The sequence below is a fragment of the Pseudoalteromonas sp. Ld20 genome, from assembly GCF_045064175.1.
GTDB classification, from domain to species: domain Bacteria; phylum Pseudomonadota; class Gammaproteobacteria; order Enterobacterales; family Alteromonadaceae; genus Pseudoalteromonas; species Pseudoalteromonas neustonica.
In genome coordinates, this window is record NZ_JBISHB010000032.1 from 72022 (window position 1) to 93750 (window position 21729).

The 21729-nt window shown below is 39.5% G+C and carries 21 protein-coding genes; 10 read left to right on the plus strand and 11 right to left on the minus strand.

Going from position 1 to position 21729, the window contains the following annotated elements; all coding sequences use genetic code 11:
- Positions 1-225 precede the first annotated feature (225 nt).
- The gene (gene sfsA, locus ACJJVX_RS08370) at positions 226-942 is read right to left on the minus strand and encodes a DNA/RNA nuclease SfsA (protein ID WP_054454894.1); all 717 of its coding nucleotides are present in this window, start codon (positions 940-942) and stop codon (positions 226-228) included.
- A gap of 90 nt (positions 943-1032) precedes the next feature.
- On the opposite strand from sfsA, the gene pepB reads away from it, so the two are divergent.
- Together pepB and ACJJVX_RS08380 are read left to right on the plus strand one after the other, a co-directional pair.
- Entirely contained in the window at positions 1033-2328 is a 1296-nt protein-coding gene (gene pepB / locus ACJJVX_RS08375) for an aminopeptidase PepB (RefSeq protein WP_054204244.1), read from the plus strand.
- A 335-nt stretch (positions 2329-2663) separates the two neighbouring features.
- Entirely contained in the window at positions 2664-3230 is a 567-nt protein-coding gene (locus ACJJVX_RS08380) for a phosphoribosyltransferase (RefSeq protein ID WP_054204243.1), read from the plus strand.
- A gap of 375 nt (positions 3231-3605) precedes the next feature.
- Here the strand turns inward: ACJJVX_RS08380 and ACJJVX_RS08385 are convergent, their stop codons facing one another.
- The 3 genes from ACJJVX_RS08385 to ACJJVX_RS08395 all read right to left on the minus strand — a co-directional run bounded on the left by ACJJVX_RS08385 (position 3606) and on the right by ACJJVX_RS08395 (position 8668).
- Positions 3606-5756 (minus strand): YjbH domain-containing protein, encoded by a 2151-nt coding sequence (locus ACJJVX_RS08385; protein ID WP_405631025.1) that lies wholly within the window; start codon positions 5754-5756, stop codon positions 3606-3608.
- 162 nt (positions 5757-5918) lie between these two features.
- Positions 5919-7532, minus strand: coding sequence for a hypothetical protein (locus ACJJVX_RS08390; protein WP_054204242.1), 1614 nt, complete (start codon positions 7530-7532; stop codon positions 5919-5921).
- A gap of 479 nt (positions 7533-8011) precedes the next feature.
- Positions 8012-8668: a Crp/Fnr family transcriptional regulator gene (locus ACJJVX_RS08395; RefSeq protein ID WP_054204241.1), complete on the minus strand. Its 657-nt coding sequence runs from the start codon at positions 8666-8668 to the stop codon at positions 8012-8014.
- Positions 8669-8936: 268 nt separating this feature from the next.
- Here ACJJVX_RS08395 and ACJJVX_RS08400 point away from each other — a divergent pair, with 268 nt between their 5' ends.
- A complete protein-coding gene (locus ACJJVX_RS08400; protein ID WP_054204240.1) occupies positions 8937-9176 on the plus strand; it encodes a YgjV family protein in 240 nt (79 codons plus the stop codon).
- A 6-nt stretch (positions 9177-9182) separates the two neighbouring features.
- On the opposite strand, the gene ACJJVX_RS08405 is transcribed toward ACJJVX_RS08400, so the two are convergent.
- The 5 genes from ACJJVX_RS08405 to ACJJVX_RS08425 all read right to left on the minus strand — a co-directional run bounded on the left by ACJJVX_RS08405 (position 9183) and on the right by ACJJVX_RS08425 (position 12028).
- Complete coding sequence (locus tag ACJJVX_RS08405; protein ID WP_405631029.1) at positions 9183-10841, minus strand: amidohydrolase; 1659 nt, start codon at positions 10839-10841, stop codon at positions 9183-9185.
- Between the two features lie 115 nt (positions 10842-10956).
- Entirely contained in the window at positions 10957-11193 is a 237-nt protein-coding gene (locus ACJJVX_RS08410; RefSeq protein WP_054454883.1) for a calcium-binding protein, read from the minus strand.
- A gap of 9 nt (positions 11194-11202) precedes the next feature.
- Positions 11203-11439: a calcium dependent protein gene (locus ACJJVX_RS08415; protein WP_064435250.1), complete on the minus strand. Its 237-nt coding sequence runs from the start codon at positions 11437-11439 to the stop codon at positions 11203-11205.
- 113 nt (positions 11440-11552) lie between these two features.
- Positions 11553-11780 (minus strand): hypothetical protein, encoded by a 228-nt coding sequence (locus ACJJVX_RS08420; RefSeq protein ID WP_054204236.1) that lies wholly within the window; start codon positions 11778-11780, stop codon positions 11553-11555.
- Between the two features lie 20 nt (positions 11781-11800).
- Positions 11801-12028 carry a cag pathogenicity island protein Cag25 gene (locus ACJJVX_RS08425; protein WP_054204235.1) on the minus strand — a complete coding sequence of 76 codons (228 nt, stop codon included), beginning with the start codon at positions 12026-12028 and terminating at the stop codon, positions 11801-11803.
- Positions 12029-12355: 327 nt separating this feature from the next.
- Here ACJJVX_RS08425 and ACJJVX_RS08430 point away from each other — a divergent pair, with 327 nt between their 5' ends.
- The 4 genes from ACJJVX_RS08430 to ACJJVX_RS08445 are packed head-to-tail and all read left to right on the plus strand — an operon-like array spanning position 12356 to position 16201.
- The gene (locus tag ACJJVX_RS08430; RefSeq protein ID WP_054204234.1) at positions 12356-13813 is read left to right on the plus strand and encodes a sensor histidine kinase KdpD; all 1458 of its coding nucleotides are present in this window, start codon (positions 12356-12358) and stop codon (positions 13811-13813) included.
- A 1-nt stretch (position 13814) separates the two neighbouring features.
- Positions 13815-14327, plus strand: coding sequence for a hypothetical protein (locus ACJJVX_RS08435; RefSeq protein ID WP_405631033.1), 513 nt, complete (start codon positions 13815-13817; stop codon positions 14325-14327).
- Between the two features lie 2 nt (positions 14328-14329).
- Positions 14330-15679 carry a sigma 54-interacting transcriptional regulator gene (locus tag ACJJVX_RS08440; RefSeq protein ID WP_054204232.1) on the plus strand — a complete coding sequence of 450 codons (1350 nt, stop codon included), beginning with the start codon at positions 14330-14332 and terminating at the stop codon, positions 15677-15679.
- 21 nt (positions 15680-15700) lie between these two features.
- The gene (locus ACJJVX_RS08445) at positions 15701-16201 is read left to right on the plus strand and encodes a DUF1543 domain-containing protein (RefSeq protein ID WP_054204231.1); all 501 of its coding nucleotides are present in this window, start codon (positions 15701-15703) and stop codon (positions 16199-16201) included.
- 30 nt (positions 16202-16231) lie between these two features.
- On the opposite strand, the gene ACJJVX_RS08450 is transcribed toward ACJJVX_RS08445, so the two are convergent.
- Positions 16232-16465, minus strand: coding sequence for a hypothetical protein (locus tag ACJJVX_RS08450; protein WP_054454874.1), 234 nt, complete (start codon positions 16463-16465; stop codon positions 16232-16234).
- 266 nt (positions 16466-16731) lie between these two features.
- Positions 16732-17688, minus strand: a complete 957-nt coding sequence (locus ACJJVX_RS08455) for a DMT family transporter (RefSeq protein ID WP_405631037.1) — start codon at positions 17686-17688, stop codon at positions 16732-16734.
- 248 nt (positions 17689-17936) lie between these two features.
- Between ACJJVX_RS08455 and proB the strand changes: the two genes are divergently transcribed.
- From proB to gltX, 3 genes are all read left to right on the plus strand, one after another.
- Positions 17937-19040 carry a glutamate 5-kinase gene (gene proB / locus ACJJVX_RS08460; protein WP_054204228.1) on the plus strand — a complete coding sequence of 368 codons (1104 nt, stop codon included), beginning with the start codon at positions 17937-17939 and terminating at the stop codon, positions 19038-19040.
- Between the two features lie 465 nt (positions 19041-19505).
- Positions 19506-19865, plus strand: coding sequence for a glutaredoxin family protein (locus ACJJVX_RS08465; protein WP_405631041.1), 360 nt, complete (start codon positions 19506-19508; stop codon positions 19863-19865).
- Positions 19866-19947: 82 nt separating this feature from the next.
- On the plus strand, positions 19948-21432 hold the full coding sequence (gene gltX, locus ACJJVX_RS08470) for a glutamate--tRNA ligase (RefSeq protein WP_054204226.1): 1485 nt from the start codon (positions 19948-19950) through the stop codon (positions 21430-21432).
- The last annotated feature ends 297 nt before the right edge of the window (positions 21433-21729 follow it).

A 21729-nucleotide genomic window follows, 5' to 3' on the forward strand; every position in this document is an offset into this window, starting at 1 on the left:
AACTTTCTCCTAAATCCTTAATATAATACCCAGCTTTAGCCGGCGGCTATAAATAACAGAATCCTATGGCCTAGGCAAATTTATTTTTAAATTAATTGGCTGTACGTAAATCATATCGGTTGATTAAAAAAGGGTACAAAGAGAGTGTAGGCTACTTTTTAACTTCAAACGTGATTTTTAACTTGCCTATTAATATGGGCAAAAGTACAAATTACAAGGCTTGTTTTAAATAAAAGGGATTTTATGTGTAATGTGGATCTCATTAGGCGAAATGCTCGCTTTATAAGCAAGTACTTCAACTCCTTTACTCATTGCTTCAGTTAATAGCTGCGCATATGTTTCATCAACATGCGCAGCAGCGCTTACTTGCTCTATACCTTGGTGTAAAACAGCAAAGAGTAATACAGCGCGATGGCCTTGCTCGACCATTTCAATTAACTCGCGTAAGTGTTTTTGCCCACGCAGCGTTTGTGCATCAGGGAAATAGCCCTGGCCGCTATTAGGTTCAGATTGACTTAGCAACGTGACCGACTTTACTTCTACATAGCACGGTGGCAATTGTTCATTGCGCAGCAAAAAATCAATGCGGCTATTTTCTTGCCCATATTTTACTTCCGCTTGTATGTTTGTGTAGTTGCACAATTCACCAATGAGTTGGGCTTGCAGCGCTTCTTCAACTACTTTATTCGCTATAGCGGTGTTGACGCATATAAAATGGTCGAATTGATTTTTAGTCAGCTCTAAAGAATGTGGATATTTTCGCTTAAGGTTACTACTGGTAGAATAGAAGGCTGTAAAACCAGGTTCAGCACAGCCTGTCATTTTACCTGTATTTGCACAGTGAGCTGTAAACTCTGTACTATCGTGCAGGCGTAAATCAGCTAAAAAGCGTTTATAGCGTTTAATTAATGTGGCGTGTTGCAGTGGCGTTGAATATTTCATTATTTTGGTTATTTAGTCTCAAGCAGTTGGGAAGTTGTTGTGGCTATAGTAAACTCAAAGTCACTATTATAAGGGCAAGAGTATTCTAACATGACTGAAAAATTTGTTGTTCAATTAAGCGAGCAGGGTGCTGCAGTGCATTGGGGCGAAACCGCTACATTATCTTTTAATGAGCAAGGTGCAAGCGTTCACTTAACAGAGCAAGACACATTAAAAAATGTTCAAAAAGCGGCGCGTAGCATTGCTAATCAAGGCATTAAAAATGTTGTTTTAGCTGGCGATACTTGGTGTACTGAGACGCAATGGGCGTTTTACCAAGGGTTTGTGTCACCTAAAACATTACACGGAGTTGAGTTTGCACAAACAACAAAGACCGACAGTAAAGAGTTAGAGTCGCTAAAACGCTCAGCAACATGGGCACGTGAAATGATCAACGGCACTGCTGATGACATCTTCCCAGAAAGCTTAGCTGGAAAAGCGGCTGAATTTATTCAGTCACTAGCACCAGAGCATGTTAGCTATCAAATTATTAAAGGTGATGCATTGCTTGAGCAGCAGTGGATTGGTATTCATGCTGTTGGTCGTGGAAGTGAGCGTCCTCCGGTTTTATTAGCACTAGATTACAATCCAACAGGCGATGAAAACGCACCTGTTGACGCAGCGTTAGTTGGTAAAGGTATTACATTCGACTCAGGTGGTTATTCTATTAAGTCGAGCGAAGGCATGCTAGGCATGAAATGCGATATGGGCGGTGCAGCAACGGTAACAGCTGGTTTAGCATTGGCAATTAGTCGTGGTATTGAAAAGCGCATTAAGTTGTTTTTATGTTGCGCTGAGAACATGATCTCTGGTCATGCTTATAAACTTGGCGATATTCTTACGTATAAAAATGGCACAACAGTGGAAATTGTTAATACTGATGCTGAAGGTCGCTTAGTGTTAGCTGACGGTTTAATGGCCGCAGGTGAAACAGGTGCACCATTGATCATCGATGCTGCTACGCTAACAGGCGCAGCCTTGGTTGCGGTAGGCCAAGAGTACAATGCGCTGTTTGGTCTAGATAAAGAGTTTGTACGTGAAGTAGAAGGCTTTGCAGAGCAAGAAATGGAAGCAGGCTGGCCACTACCACTTGAAAAGTGGCATCAACAAAACTGCCCATCACCTTATGCTGATACTGCAAATAGTCGAGCACAAAAAGGTGGCGGTTATGGTGGTGCATCAAACGCGGCTGGTTTCTTATCACGTTTTGTGCCAAATGATGGTAAAGGCTGGGTGCATATTGATTTAGCTGCAGCATTTAATATGGGCAGCACGAGTCAATGGGCTGCGGGCGCTACAACTGTTGGTATGCGAACAGTTGCACGTACGTTATTAGAAAAAGCGTAAATTATAGATAGTTGATTGAATCAACCGCATTCAGTCCTGTTAATTAATAAATGGCATTCAGCGAAAGTTGAATGCCATTTTTATAAAGCGTTACAAAAACCTTCAGAAACATTGCACTTATTACCCTATTACAAAAGCTGTTGATCAAGTAGCTGTGTTTCATTCTTTTGATAGCGGGCAGCCTGTTTTAGAGTAAAAACGTTAATGTCGAAAGTGAAACAAGCTTTTTCACGTTATTTACGATAAAATTCACCGCTACTAGCAGTTTAAGTACGCCATTATCTTTTTAAGATCGGCTACACTTAAATGATCTACTCACACTGGGAATTCTAATTATGTCAGATAAGTGCTACATCACAGCGCAACAATTACTTGAAGATTCATTTCGCGTAGCAGCGCAAGTTTACCAGGATGGCTTTCGTCCTGATTTTATTATCGGTATTTGGCGTGGTGGTGCACCTATTGGTATCGCAGTGCAAGAATATTACGATTATAAAGGCATAGAGACAGATCATATTGCGGTACGTACTTCGTCATATTACGGTATTAATAAACAATCGAAAGAAATCAAAGTGCATGGTTTACACTACATCATTGAAAACGCTAATGCGGGTGATTCATTGCTAATTGTTGATGATGTATTTGATTCTGGGCGCAGTATTTTTGCTCTTAAAGAAAAGCTATCAGAGCTAATGCGCTTAAACTTACCGAAAGATATTCGTATTGCCTGTCCGTATTACAAGCCAAAAAACTCAAAAGTAGATATGAAACCAGATTACTACATTCATGAATCAGAAGAGTGGTTGGTATTCCCGCATGAACTATCAGGTTTAACACCGGATGAAATTATTGCAGGGAAAACAGATCTGGTGAAAATTCACGATATATTGCTTGAGAAATAGTACGATAAGTTGTTTAAATTAAAAAAGGCCTTTTAAAAGGCCTTTTTGTTCTAGGGCGTGTTGACCTTTGTGGATTGAAATTTGTTCAATCTAGGGGCGATTTAATCGCGGCGCGAGGTTTGTAACCTAGCGGGCTAAGTAAAAACCGAGCAAAGCTTCCGCGTCCTGCTCACGCCCCTTACCTACATCCGTGTAGGCAACAAAGAGTCAATCGCCCCTAGGAAGAACCCTTTGGGCAGTGCATGTTTGGCATTTATACTGCGTTATTGCCTATTTATGGGGAACAACCACACTGCATAGGCGCTGCCTTGCCTAAATACCAAACATACTGCTGAAAAATCAATCACGAAAGGTCAACACGCCCTAGAGCTCAGGTTATTTATACGTTTCAAAAGCTTCTTTTAATCTTGCTAGATGAGCATAAACATAGCTGCTCGATAAGCGATCTTGATTCAAGAAGTTTTTATCTATATCAATGCTTGAGCGAAGCGTCGTCGCACTACCAAAGTCAAGTTGGTTATGTGAGTCGCCAATTCGGGTTTGAACGCTATGGTTCCAGCTATTGGTACCTTTTACTTGCCAGTTACCAGCATCCATATCTTTACGCGATGTTAATGGGATACTAAACCCGATACCCACTTTTTCTATCGTTGTATTACTGTATGTAAGTGCAACATTGGCATCACCAAACCAGAATTTAGTCTCTAGCTTAAAGCCACTATCTTCGTTCCAAAATTGCCCGCCTGAAACATGGAATGACACATCTTTTTCTGCCCAAAAATAACGGTATGAATACACTGAGTAATCACGTTTATCTGTGTTGTAATCTTTATACTCAAAGTAGCCTAGTTTAGCTTTTAACTTATGGCGGCCTTCAGGGCTTTGCCATACTGTTTCATTGGTAATACCCATGTAATCAAAGTAATCTTGGTAAAGACCAAATTGAGTTTGATTATAAATATTAAATGGTAGCGCGAAAGTCTGATACACGATGGCGCGTTTTATGCCAGTTTCTTGGCGAGAGTTTTGAAAGATTTTACCCTTTTCAAAATGGTCAGTGTCATGGACGTTTACCTGACCTGTCACGTTTATACCTGCCCCGTACCAAAGTGGCATATGCAAATCTGCTTGCAGTGCTAATGAGTAATCATATACGCCCAGCTCAGTTGCATACGTTGTTGCCAATGATGGTGTAAATGAAAGCCTTGGGACAAAATAAGGGCTTGTGCTTGGCGCATTGCCAGCCCATTTTACTGTAGGTAAATCTTGATCAGTAAACTCATTACTAATCAATAAATCTGGTGTGATGTTATCGTTTACAAAACGGCGATAATTATCTAATCGGCCTTTTATTTGTAGTTGAGGGATATCTTGTTTTGATAAACGCACTACAAATTCATTATCACTGTGATTAAAATGCTCTGTAATACGTCCTAGTACTAAACCTAGTGCGTCAATTTCATTGCGGTTAAACACAGAGTTTTCAAATTCGACAATGAGAAGTTGCGCGCTAGAAAGACCAACCCGAATATTTTCAAACCCATCATTTACGAGAGCGCTTTTTAAACTGTGTAATTGCTGATTTGTCGCTGACTCAGTTTGAATGCTCTCTGTCGTTGAGCTGACTGTTGCTGGCTGTTTATTAATATTAGGTTGATTGTCAGAGTAAGCCGTCACACTAGCAGGTTGTGGCTCCTGCGCTTTGTTTCTTAGTGTTTCTGTCGGTTGTACCCTTACTGGCGCTGGTTGTACTGGCGCTGGTTGCACAGGCGTATAGTTCGCTTGCGCTTCATCACTAAGAGGCATGCTAATGTTAACCCCCCAGTAAACATCATCATCGGCCAGTTCAGTGTTTGAATATAAACGGGTGTTAAATGAAACCGTCGCTAAATCGTATAACCATTCTTTTGGAACTGTTACACGTGCACCTACATTAAATGCCTCAGCATCATGCTCAGCAAGTACCGACAACCAAGTGAAAGGTTGATATTCAATGCCGGCAAATGCACCATCAAGCTGACCTGTTAGTGTATCAGAGGTGCCAACACCGGCACTAAAACGAAAATCCCACCACTGTTTAGAAGCAACAGCATAAAATGCTTCATAATTATTTGCTGCACCACCAAAATCTTTAGCGCCTACTGCAAGGCTAAACCAGTCTTTAGGGATAAAAGGAATTTGGTATTTAGCATTAAATGATAAATCGCGAATTTGCCCACGGCTACTCGAGCTAAATAAATTATCATGCATGCTTGATGAGGCGATACGACCACTGACTTCTAGTCCATCAAATAACCCTGCAGAAAAAGTGAAATTGTGGCCATCAGTGTATTTACCACGAATTTCTAGTTGGTTACTGTAACCTATATCAACAACTCCCTTATCCATAACGGACGCGGATGGTGTATGAAAAATACCAGTAAAACCGTTATATGCAATACCGTGATTGATAGGTTGTTCGGCAAAAGCTGAAGTACTTGCACTGAGTGCACAAAATGCTGCGAGGGCTGTTTTATTATAAGTCACGTGATTAACCAAAGTTGATTAAAATTAGGTTTTAAATCCTTAAAACCAGTTTATTCTAGTACTTTAACAATAAATGCTCTAAACAAAAAGTAACTAATTGAGCAGATAAACAAAAGCCGCGCTAATGCGCGGCTTTAAAAAGTTTACTTAAGACTTTAGCTATTAGCTTCCGCCAGTAGTACCAGTACCAGTACCAGTAACTACACGGTCTTCAAGAGTACAGTTATCACGAGCGATATTGAATGCAGAATCAGTACCGTTAGCTGTCACTGTAGTGCTTTGTAAGCCAACATTGATGCCAGTAGGAATTACTTTAACATCGTAAGTAACACCACTTTCAAGGCCTGTTAACGCGTAAGAGCCAGCTGTTTCAACAGCTGTAGAAATAGTTCTCTTAGTTTGAGAATATAAAACTACCGCACCAGTAAGTGGGAATGTTTTATCTTTATCAACTTCAGCGTTAGAACAGGTATATGTAACGTTTAAGTTCTGAGCCACGATAGTAACAGGGCTATCTAAAGCAACTGTAATTGCGCCACATAGGTTTGCATTAGCTACAGTGCCCCATACGTTACCATTTTTATCTTTAACAGATACGTTAGCAACAGCATTATCAGCTACAACACCTGCACCATAAAGGTTGCCTTGAGCTTTCTTAACTAGTTTCTTTTTAGAAACAGTTGAAGAATTAAGGTGTACATACAAGCCAGAAGCTGGAACAGCATCGCCTGTGAAGGTATAAGAAATAGGAGTGCTACATGCTGTTTGAGCTTCGCTTAGTGCAAAACCAGTTAAGTGGTCAGTAGCAAATTTAGCAGGTAAAGTTAATGCACCTGCAGCGCCTACAGTTGCCTGCTCTGCTTCATTAGCCCAAACGCCAGTTTCTTCATTGTATGAAGATACGTCAAATTTGTCACCCGCTTCAACCATTGAACCATCAATAGTTTTAAATGTAGCTGGTAAGTTAGCTGTCAAAGAAATGTTTTCTGAGAAACTTTTAATCTTAGTATCGCCAGCAAGCATTTCAACGCTCATATAAGCAGCTGGAACAACTACTTTAGTTGCGTCTGCATTAGTTAAGCCTTCAGGGATTAAGTCAACAGCAGCAGTTTTACCTGCAGCAGCGTTAATATCAGCAGTTACAACGTTAAGTGTAACTTCAGTACCCGTTACAGCATTACCTTCAGCGTCTTGAAGTTCTACGTCTGTGCCGATTTCAATTGTAGCAGCGCCAGCTGTTTCAGCTAAAGGAGCAGCAAGTTTACCGTCAGCAGCAGTAACTTTCTTATCTTTGATAAGTGTTACTTTATTTTCATCTAATTTAACTAGAGATACAATCGTATCAACTACTTCAGATTTGTCGCTTAAATCAACAACAACACTGTTTGAAGCATAACCTTCAGCTGTCACTAGTGCAGTTAGTTGAGTTAACTCTGCGCCTTCAACAAGGTTGAAAGTGAAAGAACCGTCAGTTGTAGCAACTTCAGTAATTGCGTCGCCATTAAGGGCAACAACATTAGCTGAAGCTACGCCTGCTTCTAAAAACTTTACAGTAGAAGCAACTACTTCACCAGTTTCAGAATCAACAACGTTACCAGCAACATAAAATGTAAGAGCAGCAGGTGTATCAGCAACAGGCGCTTTTACCGTTGGTACCGGTGGCTCTGGTGGTTTAACGTAATCATTATCGTCATTATCGCTAAAACAACCACTTAGAGTAGCTGTAAGACCAATTGCTAGAGCTAGCTTGGTGAGTTTAAATGTATTATTTCCCATAATAGTTACCTTTCTTTCCTTTCTCTTTGTAAAGTAAACAGACTTAATTGCAGTGCTATACATGTAGTAAAGTATCTGTCAATTATGACCTATAGCTCTAATACAATAATAAGTTAGTGAAGGATAAGCGCACATTATATATACGTCAAGTGAACGTTATATATACTTTTACTCATCACAAGAGAAAATCATTACCGCTTATATAGGTGAGTAAATCTTTTTTCTTATAATTGATATTTTGCGTCGATCCTTTAATTGGTGTACATGCTAAGGCAGAGCTGTGCATTTGTAAATGAAAAGCATCTATTTCATGATGACTATTTTACATTCTACAAGATAAATAATCAGTATAGGTACAAATTGCTTTCGCCTTAGCAGGCAATATTGTTTGGTCGTATTCTACATTAATAGATATGACGCTAAAATGAACGTTTGGTACTCATAAGTTCATCTTAGCTATATTTTTTATCCCCGTGTTACTACAATTGTGAAAAGCTATCTACGTAGTCGCTTAACTTTTCTAAATCCACCGCTTTTAGACCATCGCTAGAGCGTTCCACTAACCCTTTTTCTACTAACTCTGAAACAACTCTGCGATAAGCGCGCTCTGTAGTGGCAAACCGCTCAGCTTCAGCATTTACAGTGGGGTAAGCGCGTAGTAGGGTAGGGTTGTTGTTTTTGGCACGTAATAAACAATCTTTCGCTATGTTGTAGCCCAGTGGTAATAGCAGCTTATCTAGATTAATTTTTTGATTTTCTTGGAATTTAGCCGCAATGGTCTGCGCTGTATATAAACTTAACTCAGGTTTATCTAATAGTAATGCGCGCCAATGTTTTAGTTCAATTAAGTTATAACTAACGTCACTAAAACAGGTAACAGTATAAATGCAGGGATTGTTATTCAGTGCTTCTATTTCACCTATCAAAGTATTATTGCAATCGAGCTGCCCTAACAGCAGGCGACGACCATTACCAACATCGTAACTAAACGAAATTGTGCCGCTTCTTACTAACACTAATTTAGTAAGTGGTTGATCTTGGTGGATCAGCACTTCTTTTTTAGACTGCTGGTAGCGACTACCTGCAAAGGTGAGTAACTGGTCGACCAAATAACTAGAAAAATGATATTGAAACATCGATTGTGCTCTTCGGACAATTGTCCTATTTATTACACCTTAATGACGTTAGCATTAAGATTCTAAGAATTTACGCTAACTTACTAGCTGAGTTAACTACGGTTAATTGAGTTGAAACCTGATATCCCGTGTAATGATTATTAAAAGTATGCCCTAGAGCAACTTTTGGTTTTATGTAAGTTAGCTTTTTTATACTGTTGTGGCAATGTGTGGCCACTATAAAAACCACACAGCCTGCAATGCTAACCTAAACGAGTGGAGAGAACAAATGAGTTGGGAATATTTAGGCTATATAGCTTCCGCTTTACTTGTTGCCTCTTTGATGATGAGTGACGTAACCAAATTACGGTGGCTTAATCTAGTCGGTTGCATTGCTTTTACACTTTATGGTGTTGCTATTACTGCATGGCCTGTGGCTATAACAAATGGTTTACTCGCATTTGTAAATATTTATCACCTCATTAAGTTATCTCGCGAGCCAAAAAGCAGTATTACTGTAAAAGACTAATCGATTTTATTCTTCTTTTTGAAGCGGTGTTCTTTGAAAGCGTAGCTTACCGGCAATCCACGTTTGCTCGACATTAATAGTAAAAATTTCTTGCACTGGCACTGTGAAGTAATCTTTATCAATTAAAATAAAATCAGCCCATTTACCTTGCTCTAAACTTCCCAATTTAAACTCTTGATGCGCAGCATAAGCACCGCCAAGCGTAAACGCGTGAAGCGCGTCTTCTCTGTTGAGCGCTTCGTTTACTCGCCAGCCTTGTGCGGGTAATTGATTGTGATCTTGGCGTGTTATGGCTGAATAAAGGCCATCAAAAGGGTTGGCAAGCTCGACCGGATAATCAGAACCAGCTGCAACTACAGATCCTTGTTTTAAAAACGTTTGCCATGCGTATGCGCCTATTAATTGCTGCTCAGATAGGCGTTGCTGCGCCATAGGCATGTCAGAGGTAGCATGAACAGGTTGCATCGACGGAATTATTTTTAATGTTTTAAATCGAGCAATATCCTCTGGGGCAACAATTTGAGCATGCTCTATGCGGTTACGCAGTAAAATCCCCCCCGTTTTTTTAAATACATTTTGATATGCATCTAATACTATCCGGTTTGCCTTATCACCAATTGCATGTGTATTGGCACTAAAGCCACTACGAAAGCTTAATGTTAGTAGTTCTTCTAATCGCTGTTGAGTTTCGAGCATTAACCCTTGATGGTCAGTTCGATCAGCGTAATCAGCTAATAAAGCAGCACCGCGGCTACCTAAAGCGCCATCTGCGTATATTTTAACACTACGAATTGACATAAAATCATTTAGATCTTTGTAGCGGCCAGCTTTGAGCATCGTTTTAAAGTCAGGATCTGCTGCGCTGAGCATAGCAACAATTCGCAGAGGCAAAGTGCCAGCAGCAGCTCTGCTTTTATAAATTAGCCATGTTTGCTTATCAATCCCTGCATCATGGGTTGAGGTGATCCCTAAACTTAATAAATGTTGGCCTGCTTGATCTAAAGCCAAATTAACACTGTGATCTGATGGGGCAGGAATATGTGAAGTGATCAAGCTTTGTGCTTTATCAATAAAAATACCGCTTGGTTGAGCACTATGATCGCGAATTATCTCACCTCCATCGGGAGTGGGGGTTTTAATCGTGATATTAGCAAGTTCAATCGCCTTACTGTTAGCCCAAATGGCATGCCCATCAACCCGAGATAGTACAACTGGGGTATCTTTAATTATTTTATCTAAGTCGCCAGCGGTGGGAAATTGCTTATCGGGCCATAATTCTTGATCCCAACCTCGGCCAATGATCCAACTTTCTTTATTGCTTTTTGCAAATTCAGCAAGCGTGGTTTGTACTTGAACTATTGATTGACTACCTCGTAAATCTAATTGCGTTAAATTATTGCCTAAACCTATGACATGGCCGTGTGCATCAATGAGTCCAGGTAGTAAGGTTTGCTTTTTTGCATCAATACTTTGTGAGCCAGGGAAATTATTTTTGAGTTCATCGTCTCCAATTTTAACTACTTTGCCATCTTTTATTACTAACGTTGAAAACTGCTTTAATTCACCTTTATAAGTAGGAGTGTAACCATTGGCGTTGTATATCACAGTGGTTGATGCGAGGCTGGGAAAGGTAAGTGTTAAAAATAAAGGCAGTAAGCGTTTCATAGATTGTTCTTATTATTGTGTTTATTCAACATTAACAGAGAATCTCATCGCCGCAAGTTATTTTCAAAACACAGAATGCAATTTGGATAAGAAAAAAGGAGCAGAATTTGATCCTTTATTTACTAGCATATAGGGTAAATTCGCTTAGCGATAACTTATTATCTTTATCGGTATCATAACTTTTAAAACGTGACCAAAGAGCGGGATCTTTGGCTGATTCCGATCGCGTAAGCAGACCATCTTTATTTCGGTCTAAATTGTTGAAGATATCTTTGATTTTATCAGTTGTTGCAAAACTGCCACAACTAATGGTCAGTAGGGCTATTAACCCTAATTGTGTCTTGTACTTCATAGGCACTCACTAATAGAGATTGTTAGTTAAAAAATCTTTAAATTCCACAAGTGAAATCCTATTATCCTGATCTTTATCCCAGCGTTGGTAGTTACTAAGTAATTGTGGCTGAGGCTCTAATTCGTCTTGGGTTAAATAACCATCTTTGTTGTAATCTAGGTGATTAAAACGCTGCTTTACATCAAGTGCAGCAACGCCAAAGCTGCTTATTAATAACACCGAGCATATCAATGTTACACTTTTCATTTTTAATATCCTTTAAAAGAAGAAAGAGTAAAGTATTTGCCATAATTTAAATCCCAACAATAAATCCGTTTACACACTCCCTCCGGGATTATGGCAAATACTTTAACGTCTTTTTAAATTTTAAATTTAGAGAATTCTTGCTCAGATAAGTGTTCGTCTTGATTATCATCAAGATCACTAAATTGTTTAAACAGCGCCATGTTTTTTTTCGCTTCAAGCAGTGATATTTGCCCGTCAGAGTCAATATCTAATTTTGCAAATTTAACATTCAGTTGCGCTGCTAAAACGGTGGCGCTTATCATTAAAAAAAGCAGTGAAAATGCGGCGATAAGTTGTTTCATATCAGTTTTCCTCGTTAAAGTTATTGGAGAAATAGTTTAAATTCAGCAAGGGAAATTTGACCATCTTGGTCTTTATCAATTTGCTCAAAGCTTCCATGTAATAAGGCATCCTCAGATGCTTCGGCTGAACTTAAGCTGCCATTACCGTCTTTGTCTAATTCAGAAAACGTAATTTTCGCATCCATTGCAAAAGCGGCGCTACTGAGTAAGGTACTTATGCATACGCACAATACAGTTAATTGTTTCATGTGATGTCCTTATAATCTGAATCCAAACTTCATAATTACAAGTAGTAATACAAAAACGATGCCAACTATTTTTACTGTTTATTATCAGTGGTTTAAGGTTTTTCATTGGTGTGAAACTGAAATAATTACCCAGAACTGTGTCTTTTTTGCAACATAGCGCGAGGGAGAATAATAAATACTATTAAAAACATGCCATTAGCTTGTCTCAATTTTGCGTCAAGAAGCTAAGTGAGAAGAATTGATTTACCTCATTCATTATTTTTATTGATTCAGCTCGTGTATAAGTAGCAGATCAGATAATAAAGCATTTAAATGAAGGGAATAGCTATGCTGGTGCCGTTTGGTAAAAAGTACTCTGCAATACTTGCTTGGCGACCTAACTTAATCGGACAATTTTTATTTAGTACATTGCTATCTTTACTACCATTGTCATTAGTTGTGATTGTATTTTTAAACGCTTTAAATAAACAACTGGCTGTAACTCAGCAAATCGTAAGTGATAACTACCAAGTTACTAAATCGTTTAATAACCTAAAGCAAGAGCTTAACAGTCTTGAGCGTGCAACGCGGCAAAATTGGGTGTTAAAAAGTGACTCGTTAGATAAGTTGATAATAGATAAATGGCAATCATCTTTGGGCAATATCGATGAGCTTATGTTTATAAGTCCCGCATCTGAATATATTAATCAGTGGCAGCAATTGTCGCAGGCATTGCAGCTGGCACATGAGCAGTTAGTTATTCAGCAACGACAAGATGCCCAGTTATTTATTCCAATGAGTGAATTAATTACCAGCCAAGCCTTATGGCTAAAAGATCAAAATGAATTACAAATTACAAAAAACCAATTAGAACTAAAAGCATTACAAAACTCTTTTATTAACTGGCTAATAGCGTTAATTCCTTTGACGCTATTAGTTGGCGGTGGTTTTTTATGGCGTATTAGCGGAAGGTTAAAAGGGCTAACGTCAGTAATTGATAAGCTAGGGCAAGGACATTGGCAACAACAAATATCTGTACAAGGCTCAGCTGAACTAGTTGAGCTGGGAAACAAGTTGCAATGGGTGCAAGAACAGCTACATATTTTAGAGCAACAAAAAGATACTTTTTTACGTCACGTTACTCATGAGTTAAAAACACCGCTGGCATCTATGGTTGAGGGCACTGATTTATTGGCGGATGAAATTGTTGGTCCTATGAATACAGAGCAACAAGCGGTGCTTGAACTAATTACCCAAAGCACAGTGCGTTTGCGAGCAATGATTGACAGCTTGCTTAGCTACAATGCAATCAGAACAAGCAAAGAAAGTATTAATGAGATTGACTTTAAGCATCTCATTAATAAAATAAACAGTCATTTTGAGCATCGTTTATTAGCGCGAAATCAAACGATTAGTTGGCAATCGAGTTTACCTGAGCAGCCCATAGCAGTGGCTGCTGAACTCATTGAAATGATGTTGATTCAACTCATTTCAAATGGCTTGAAGTTCTCACCTACAGGCAGTGTTGTTAATATTACTCTTGGGTTGTCACAAAGTAACTTAACAATGGTTGTGAGCGACACCGGCTGTGGCATTAAAGACCAAGATAAAACACATATATTTAGCGCTTTTTATCAAGGTAAGCACGCTAAAGATATTAGTGCACAAGGCAGTGGTTTGGGACTTACCATAGTGAAAGAGTCCGTTGAGCAGTTAATGGGCAGATTAGAACTTGAAAGCAATGAGCCACACGGTTGTCGTTTTGTGATCCACATACCAATTAATGAAAAGCAGGGAGTTAAGTAGCATGGGCGTGCGCTTTAAAACCATTTTAATGGTTTATATTACAGTCTTAGGGCTTGCAGGATGCGAGTTGATTAAACCATCAGTTAATGACAACGAGCAAGCGATTAAAGTTGTAGAACCCAACCCTAAGCCGCGACCAAAAAGTGAGCCCATGTATCCGCCTGCTGAGGTTGTAATTGGCTGGCATGCAAAAGCGTGTGGTGGTTTTAAGGCCACAGATACTAAGGCTGTTTATATTGGTGCGGCTGCAATTGAGCGTTACTTTGATTTTAGCTGTAAGAATAATTCGTTGGAGCCCACTAAAGTTTTAGCTAAGTTACTGCAGTTGGATCAGGCTTTTTACTGGCCTGATGATATTAAACAGTACCTTTGGCTGCAAAAACAACAAATTAAGCAACAGATCAGTGCTCAAAAAGCACAACAAGCACTGAATGATAAAATGCAAAAAACCATGTCATCACTGGCAACCATTGAGCAACAACTATTACTACGCGAAGAGACAAAGGAGCACTAATTATGTCAACAGAGCAAAACCAAGGTGCGCGCATATTATTGGTTGATGATGATACAAGCTTATTAAAGTTATTAGCTATTCGTATTGAATCCAAAGGCTACCAAGTAACGACCTGTGAAAGTGGCATGGCAGCGTTACAATTATTAAAAAACAACGTGTTTGATGCTGTTGTCACCGATTTAAGAATGGACGAAATGGATGGCATGGCACTTCACCGCCAATTGCAAAGTCGTTATCCCGCATTGCCAGTAATAATGATGACAGCTCACGGCTCGATACCCGATGCAGTGGAAGCAACTAAACAAGGGATTTTTGCTTTTCTTACAAAACCAGTCGATAAGGATGAGTTATTTGATAGCTTAGCAAAAGCTATTGAAATTCATGGTTTAGGTGCAGACGAAAACTCTAAAAGCAGCAATATAGTGACTCGTAGTGGTGCGATGCTACATTTGCTTGAGCAAGTTAAATTACTAGGCCCCACCCATGTAAATGTGCTGATTTCCGGTGCCAGTGGAACAGGTAAAGAGTTACTTGCCAACGCCATTCATCAATATAGCCACGCAAGTGAAGGCCCATTTGTAGCAATTAACTGTGGTGCTGTGCCTGGTGAATTGCTTGAGTCTGAATTATTTGGTCACAAAAAAGGGGCTTTTACGGGAGCTGTTAAAGATCATCAGGGACTGTTTCAGCAGGCGCAAGGTGGCACATTATTTTTAGATGAAATTGGCGACATGCCATTAAACTTACAAGTTAAGCTGCTACGTGTATTACAAGAAAAAACGATTCGCCCCGTGGGCTTTCAAGAAGAAATACCAATTGATGTACGTATTGTCTCTGCAACACATAAAAACCTACCCGATGCCATTGCCAATCAACAGTTTCGCGAGGATTTGTACTACCGCTTAAACGTTGTGAATCTTAAGTTGCCCCCGTTACGCGAGCGCCGAGAAGATGTTAGTTTACTTGCTCAATATTTTAGTGCCTCAATTGCAAAGCGAATGAACCAAAAAGAAAAGCGTTTTACAAACGATGCCATGCATGCCTTAGTGCGCCATGACTGGCCTGGCAATATTCGCCAATTACAAAACGTGGTTGAGCAAGTTGTTGCACTGACTCCCGGTGAGGTAATATCAGTTCAATTAGTTGAAAGTGCGCTCAATAGTAATGAAAGTAATATTGAACCACTATCGCTTAATGATGCTAAAAAAGAGTTTGAGCGCGATTACGTGATCAATACTTTAAAAATGGCGGGTGGTAATGTGGCAGAGGGCGCAAAGCTTGCAAAGCGTAACCGATCAGATTTTTATAAATTAATAAAAAAACACAACATTGATGTTGATAACATTATCTAACATTGAGGTTTAGGGGTGAAAATGCAGTTATTTATGGTGTACTTAGGTGGGCGAATTCAGGGTTGTCATATTGAAATGCACGATGTGCGTTTTGTTGTGGGTGAGTCAATTGAACACACTTATACAAAGCTAAAAAGCCAATGGGTGGGTGACAAAAACAGCGTGCATATGGATAGTTTTATGGCTATAAAACACATTGATGGCTTTGAGGTTAAAGTTGTTGATCATCCCGTAAAGCAAGCACAGCAACTGTATTTTGTTAATTTAGGTGCCTACCGGGCTGATAGCCTTGCTGAACAGCATGATTTTGCGCTGTATGTAGCCACTGACGCTGAGCAGGCTAAGCAACGCGCCAAAACGGATTTACTAGCAGGGCTAAGTCATATTCATAAAGATGATTTACACGATGTGGATGATTGCTTTGCTATTGATTTACTTGATAGCCAATTACATATTCAACTAACCCCTAGCGGCGAATCGCAAGCAATCAAACCTGATTGGTTTGGTTACCATATACTGTAATTTCGTTACAAAATGGGCAAAGTAGGTAATTTAGTCTTTATCGCTTTGCTCTTCACGCTCTTTGTCTTCGCTGTTGCTGGCAATTTTAAACGCTAAAATAACAAATCCAAACATCAGAAATGGTAACGCGGCAAGCATATACTCTATGATATTGCTATCTTGAAAACTCGCCTGTAACAAAAAGTGCCCAGCAATACACATTATGATCACGACCAGTAAAATTGGCAGTAAAATAAGTTCTTTTTTTGACGAGTGATTTTTCATTAGACAGCATAACAATTTAAGATGCGCCATTGTAGTGAGCGAACAGCCCCTTGGTCAAATAACTGCGTGGTAAATTCTCATTATATTGTGCTGTATCAAGGTTTTTGTATTCAATAGTAAGAATTTATCAGCTTTGTCGCTTTTGCCTAGTTGGTAATTAGGTGTTCCTATAAATTAATTCTTAGACAATGGTAGATTAGGTCGTATTTTACAGTGGTTGGCCGCATAACACTTTTTAGCACAAAGCGGCCTTACTTATTAATCTGTTATTCGTTGAACTCATTAGCGGTTGGGGCTGAATTGCGTTTGTGGTTGCTGACAGGAGGATTAGCGGTATCATCTTGCGTGATCGTAACGGCTAACTCCTGATGGCGTTGACTTATCATTACGCCAATAAAAACCACCGCAATACTAAGCCATTGTCCTAGGGTGAGTATTTCACCGAGAATAATTGCTGAAAGAATCAAAGTGAAAATAGGAATTAAATTTGAATATGCAGCAGCGGTTAATACAGAGACTTTACTAATCGCATAGTTATACAAACCATAGCCGCCGAGTGTTACGCATGACCCTAAGTATAAAATACTCAATAAGGCAGTCAGGTCATGTTGATTTTCACTCGGTAAATCAATAAAGAGTAGAAAGGGCGCAAAAAATAAACTGCCACTCACGCCTTGCAATGCAATAAGAGTTAATGGTGAGTAGCGTGCCACCAAATGCTTAACGCTGACGGTATAAAACGCTGCGCAGACCATCGCCAATAGCTCTAAAAAATTACCAAGCATTGGGTTGGGGGCTTGTTCTGATTCGGGTGACAGTAAAGTCAGTAAAATGCTGCCGCCAATACAAAATGTAAAACCAATTATAATCGCTTTGCTGATGTATTCTTTAAGCATGAAACAGGCTAAAAACGCCACTATGATCGGCAGGCATGAGACAATAACGCCGGCTTGTGATGCTGACGTATACTCCATTGCATGTCCTTCAAACAAAAAGTATAAGCACGGCTCTGCCAGCGACATACCTACTAAATACTTCCAATCACCGATGCGATATTCAAAACGGATAACATACCGCCACAAACATAAAGACATAATTAATGTGGTTAGCATACGTAAAAAAATCACTAGGGCGGGGTCATAGATAGCAATTGCGTACTTTAGCGCGATAAACGAGCTTCCCCATAAAAAAGTGGCGATAATTAAACATAAACTGGCTGGCATGACACTCGCTTGCTCTTAAATTAAAACAGGATCCTAGCATGTTAATAGCGCATGTTTGGCATTTATACTGCGTTATCGCCCATTTGTGGGGAGCAACCACACACCATAGGCGCTGCCTTGCCTAAATACCAAACAGACTGCTGAAAAATTAATCACGAAAGACTAGTGATATTGAATATTTTTAACTTGTTCAAAAAATGATAGCTGGTATAAATTAATTCATCATTATTTCATTCGTAGTAAAAAGCATGCAAAGGGCGCAGGTCATAGTTGTTAAGCTGGGAACTAGTGTACTCACCGGCGGTACAGATAAACTCGATAAAGCACACATGGTAGAACTTGTTCGCCAATGTTGTGAGTTAAAAAAACAAGGCCATCAGGTGGTATTAGTGTCAAGCGGTGCTGTGGCTGCGGGACGAGAGCAATTGATTGCTCCATGTGGGCGAGGAGTTATTGATAAACAAATGCTAGCGGCGATTGGTCAAGGTCAGCTTATTCATATTTGGCAAAGCTTGTTTGCTTTATATGGTGTGAATGTAGGGCAAATGTTGCTAACTCGTGCGGATGTAGATGATCGAGAACGCTACCTAAATGCCCGTGATACATTAACTGCGCTGTTACGTTATGACGTAGTGCCAATTATTAATGAAAATGATGCCGTTGCCACGACGGAAATAAAAGTGGGTGACAACGATAACCTATCAGCGCTGGTGGCTATTTTAGCCAATGCTGACAAACTCTTATTATTGACTGATCAAGAAGGCTTGTTTACCGGTGATCCACGCACCGATGCGAATGCCCAATTAATTGATGAAGTGCGTCATATTGATGATGAATTACGCCAGCTTGCAGGGGGAAGTGGCTCAAGCTTAGGCACTGGCGGTATGGCGACCAAACTACAAGCTGCTGATATTGCACGGCGAGCCGGTGTAGAGGTCATTATAGCAAGAGGCGCAGGTCAAAACGTTATTCTCAATTGCATGAGTGAACAGCTGCCCGGTACACGTTTTCTAAAATTAGTAGCGCCGCGAGATGGGCGTAAAAAATGGCTATTAGCAGGTCCTAAAAGTAACGGTCAAATAGTGATAGACGACGGAGCTGTCAGTGCTTTGCAACAACAAGGTGCGAGTTTATTGGCCAAAGGCGTTCGAGGTGCAAATGGCCAGTTTGAACGAGGTGCTTTAATTGATTTAGTTACCAGTGAGCAGCAGCTAGTAGCGAGAGGTTTAGTGCGTTTTAATAAACTTGAAATAGATAAAATAAAAGGCCGACATTCAAATGAAATAGCCGCTTTACTTGATTTTGATTGCGGTAATGAAGTTATTCATCGTGATGATCTGGTACTTTTTTAGAACATTTATTTATTTTTAACAAATTGAAAAAGCTGACCCTAATTTTATGTAAGTTTTAGGGCAGCTTGAAATATGGTTAACCCTTACGGGTATGTGTGGATAGTTTAAATAACACTGCAAGGTGGTTAACTTGAGCTAGATAATGCACTTATGTCTTCGCTTATAAAGGTTTGAAAAAAACGTTTTGCGGTTTATGTCAATAATCACTTTAACCGTGACACTGTTTCCACATTTATTAATCCCCACACAAAGTTAAATAAAGTTAAATGTGGGTGATATGCTTTACTTCAGCGCTAATGCTTGTACGTTTTTTAATATAATCAATACATCAAGTGCAATTTAAATATACGCGAATAGGTAAATATTCCTATATTTACATCAAATAGAATTACTTATTTCCAAGTGACTTGGTAATTATGTGTGTTAAAATCGCGCCCTAAATTGTTGGTTACAAGGGCGAAGTAAATGAAGTTAGTTCGGTTAGTCTTAGGTAGTTTAATCTTGTTTTTTGATTTTGTTTTTACGCCACGTAGTAAAAAACGTCCCGCGCCAGAGCAAGCTCAATTAGATGAGCGCACCGCACAATTTAAATTGTATCAATTCAAAGCCTGTCCATTTTGTGTAAAAGTACGTCGCGCTATTAAGCGTGAAGGTTTAAAGGTAGACACATGTGACGCTAAAAATAATGAGCAGTATCGTCAAGAGCTACTAGAACAAGGCGGAAAAATAAAAGTACCGTGCTTACGTATAGAAGAAAATAATCAAGTTACTTGGTTATACGAATCAAACGATATTATTGCTTACTTAAATAAAGTAGCCGCATAATACCCCTGTATTCATTTTTATAGCGCATTTGCTATGTTGGCATTTAGCGCAATTTTATTGCCCATAGAAAGAGAACTTAACCATGACAATTCGCACACGTGTTGCACCATCACCAACGGGTGACCCGCATCTTGGCACCGCTTATATCGCCTTATTCAATTACTGTTTTGCCAAACAACAAGGTGGCGAGTTTGTACTTCGTATTGAAGATACCGACCAAGTACGTAGTACATCAGAATCAGAACAAGCTATTATGGATAGCCTTCGTTGGTTAGGCCTTCAATGGGATCATGGTCCTGATGTGGGCGGCGAATTTGGTCCTTATCGCCAATCAGAACGAAGTGATTTATATAAAAAATATGCGCATCAATTAGTTGACGATGGCAAAGCATTTTATTGTTTTGCAACCAGCGAAGAACTTGATCAAATGCGTGAAGAGCAAATGGCAGAAGGCCTACGCCCTAAATACGACGGTCGTGGTTTAAATCACACAGATGAAGAAATTAAAGCAAACTTAGCTGCGGGCAAACCTTACGTTATACGTATGAAAATCCCAAGCGAAGGTACCTTTAAGTTTAACGATTACTTACGTGATGAAATTGAGATCCCGTGGGAAAATGTTGATATGCAGGTTCTGCTTAAAGCAGATGGTTTCCCTACTTACTTTTTAGCGAATGTTGTTGATGACCATCACATGGAAATTAGTCATATTTTCCGTGGTGAAGAGTGGATCAACTCAGCACCTAAGTTATTAAAACTGTATGAAGATTTTGGTTGGCAAGCGCCAGTACTTGGCCATTTACCATTATTACGCAACCCAGATAAATCAAAGCTGTCTAAGCGTAAAAACCCAACGTCTATTAACTACTATAAAGAAATGGGCTACCTGCCAGAAGCGGTACTGAACTACTTAGGCCGTATGGGCTGGTCAATGCCTGATGAGCGTGAAAAGTTCACACTTGCTGAAATGATTGAAAACTTTGACATGAAGCGTGTATCGCTTGGTGGCCCTGTATTTGACGTAGACAAATTAAGCTGGTTAAACGGCATGTGGATCCGCGAAAATCTAACTGACGAAGAACTTGTACAGCGCTTTGTTGATTGGAAATTTAACGCTAAAATGCTCGCTAAAGTATTACCTGAAGCGAAAACGCGTATTAATACTTTGTCGGATATGGTTGATTTAGCTGGTCATTTTGTAGGTGGTATTCCAATTTACGATCCGGCTTTATTAACGGCAGGTAAAGCGGATGAGAATGTAATTCGCCAAGCTTTACAATTTTTTGTATGGCAGCTTGAAGGTTTACGTAGTTTTGATAAACCAGCTATTTTTGCTATCGCAAAAGAAGTGGCAACATTCCACGAGCTTAAAATTAAAGACTTTTTAGAGCCGATATTTGTAGCAATCACAGGCAAAACATCATCTACATCAGTGCTTGATGCGATGGAGATTTTAGGGTCTGACCTATCACGAGCTCGTTTACGTGTGGCACTTGCTCATTTAGGTATTTCTAAAAAGCAGGCTAAGAATATCGAGCGTGCGTATCGTGAATACCCTGCGAGCTAAAGATATGATCAAATAGCTGATAATACCCAAGCCACCTCAAAATGCAGAATTCAGCGTTTCACAGGGGCTTAATACCAAGGCGTTACTTTGCAGCAACGGCAATCCCTTTTAATAAGTAACAACGATGGGAGTAAATTCCAACTAAAACTCGTATCTTGAGGTAATTTGGGTATAAATATCAAAGCATTTTATAAATTTAAAAACCGAGGTTCTACATCTCGGTTTTTTATATTTGAAACAAAACTTTAACAGATTCGACCTCTATTTAATTTTTATCTGGTAGAATAACTCGGTTAT

What these genes read in the sequence shown, in the direction of transcription:
- sfsA (WP_054454894.1), bottom strand. Translation starts at nt 942, where the DNA reads ATGAAATATTCAACGCCACTGCAACACGCCACATTAATTAAACGCTAT.
- pepB (WP_054204244.1), top strand. Translation starts at nt 1,033, where the DNA reads ATGACTGAAAAATTTGTTGTTCAATTAAGCGAGCAGGGTGCTGCAGTG.
- ACJJVX_RS08380 (WP_054204243.1), top strand. Translation starts at nt 2,664, where the DNA reads ATGTCAGATAAGTGCTACATCACAGCGCAACAATTACTTGAAGATTCA.
- ACJJVX_RS08390 (WP_054204242.1), bottom strand. Translation starts at nt 7,532, where the DNA reads ATGGGAAATAATACATTTAAACTCACCAAGCTAGCTCTAGCAATTGGT.
- ACJJVX_RS08395 (WP_054204241.1), bottom strand. Translation starts at nt 8,668, where the DNA reads ATGTTTCAATATCATTTTTCTAGTTATTTGGTCGACCAGTTACTCACC.
- ACJJVX_RS08400 (WP_054204240.1), top strand. Translation starts at nt 8,937, where the DNA reads ATGAGTTGGGAATATTTAGGCTATATAGCTTCCGCTTTACTTGTTGCC.
- ACJJVX_RS08405 (WP_405631029.1), bottom strand. Translation starts at nt 10,841, where the DNA reads ATGAAACGCTTACTGCCTTTATTTTTAACACTTACCTTTCCCAGCCTC.
- ACJJVX_RS08410 (WP_054454883.1), bottom strand. Translation starts at nt 11,193, where the DNA reads ATGAAGTACAAGACACAATTAGGGTTAATAGCCCTACTGACCATTAGT.
- ACJJVX_RS08415 (WP_064435250.1), bottom strand. Translation starts at nt 11,439, where the DNA reads ATGAAAAGTGTAACATTGATATGCTCGGTGTTATTAATAAGCAGCTTT.
- ACJJVX_RS08420 (WP_054204236.1), bottom strand. Translation starts at nt 11,780, where the DNA reads ATGAAACAACTTATCGCCGCATTTTCACTGCTTTTTTTAATGATAAGC.
- ACJJVX_RS08425 (WP_054204235.1), bottom strand. Translation starts at nt 12,028, where the DNA reads ATGAAACAATTAACTGTATTGTGCGTATGCATAAGTACCTTACTCAGT.
- ACJJVX_RS08430 (WP_054204234.1), top strand. Translation starts at nt 12,356, where the DNA reads ATGCTGGTGCCGTTTGGTAAAAAGTACTCTGCAATACTTGCTTGGCGA.
- ACJJVX_RS08435 (WP_405631033.1), top strand. Translation starts at nt 13,815, where the DNA reads ATGGGCGTGCGCTTTAAAACCATTTTAATGGTTTATATTACAGTCTTA.
- ACJJVX_RS08440 (WP_054204232.1), top strand. Translation starts at nt 14,330, where the DNA reads ATGTCAACAGAGCAAAACCAAGGTGCGCGCATATTATTGGTTGATGAT.
- ACJJVX_RS08445 (WP_054204231.1), top strand. Translation starts at nt 15,701, where the DNA reads ATGCAGTTATTTATGGTGTACTTAGGTGGGCGAATTCAGGGTTGTCAT.
- ACJJVX_RS08450 (WP_054454874.1), bottom strand. Translation starts at nt 16,465, where the DNA reads ATGAAAAATCACTCGTCAAAAAAAGAACTTATTTTACTGCCAATTTTA.
- ACJJVX_RS08455 (WP_405631037.1), bottom strand. Translation starts at nt 17,688, where the DNA reads ATGCCAGCCAGTTTATGTTTAATTATCGCCACTTTTTTATGGGGAAGC.
- proB (WP_054204228.1), top strand. Translation starts at nt 17,937, where the DNA reads ATGCAAAGGGCGCAGGTCATAGTTGTTAAGCTGGGAACTAGTGTACTC.
- ACJJVX_RS08465 (WP_405631041.1), top strand. Translation starts at nt 19,506, where the DNA reads ATGAAGTTAGTTCGGTTAGTCTTAGGTAGTTTAATCTTGTTTTTTGAT.
- gltX (WP_054204226.1), top strand. Translation starts at nt 19,948, where the DNA reads ATGACAATTCGCACACGTGTTGCACCATCACCAACGGGTGACCCGCAT.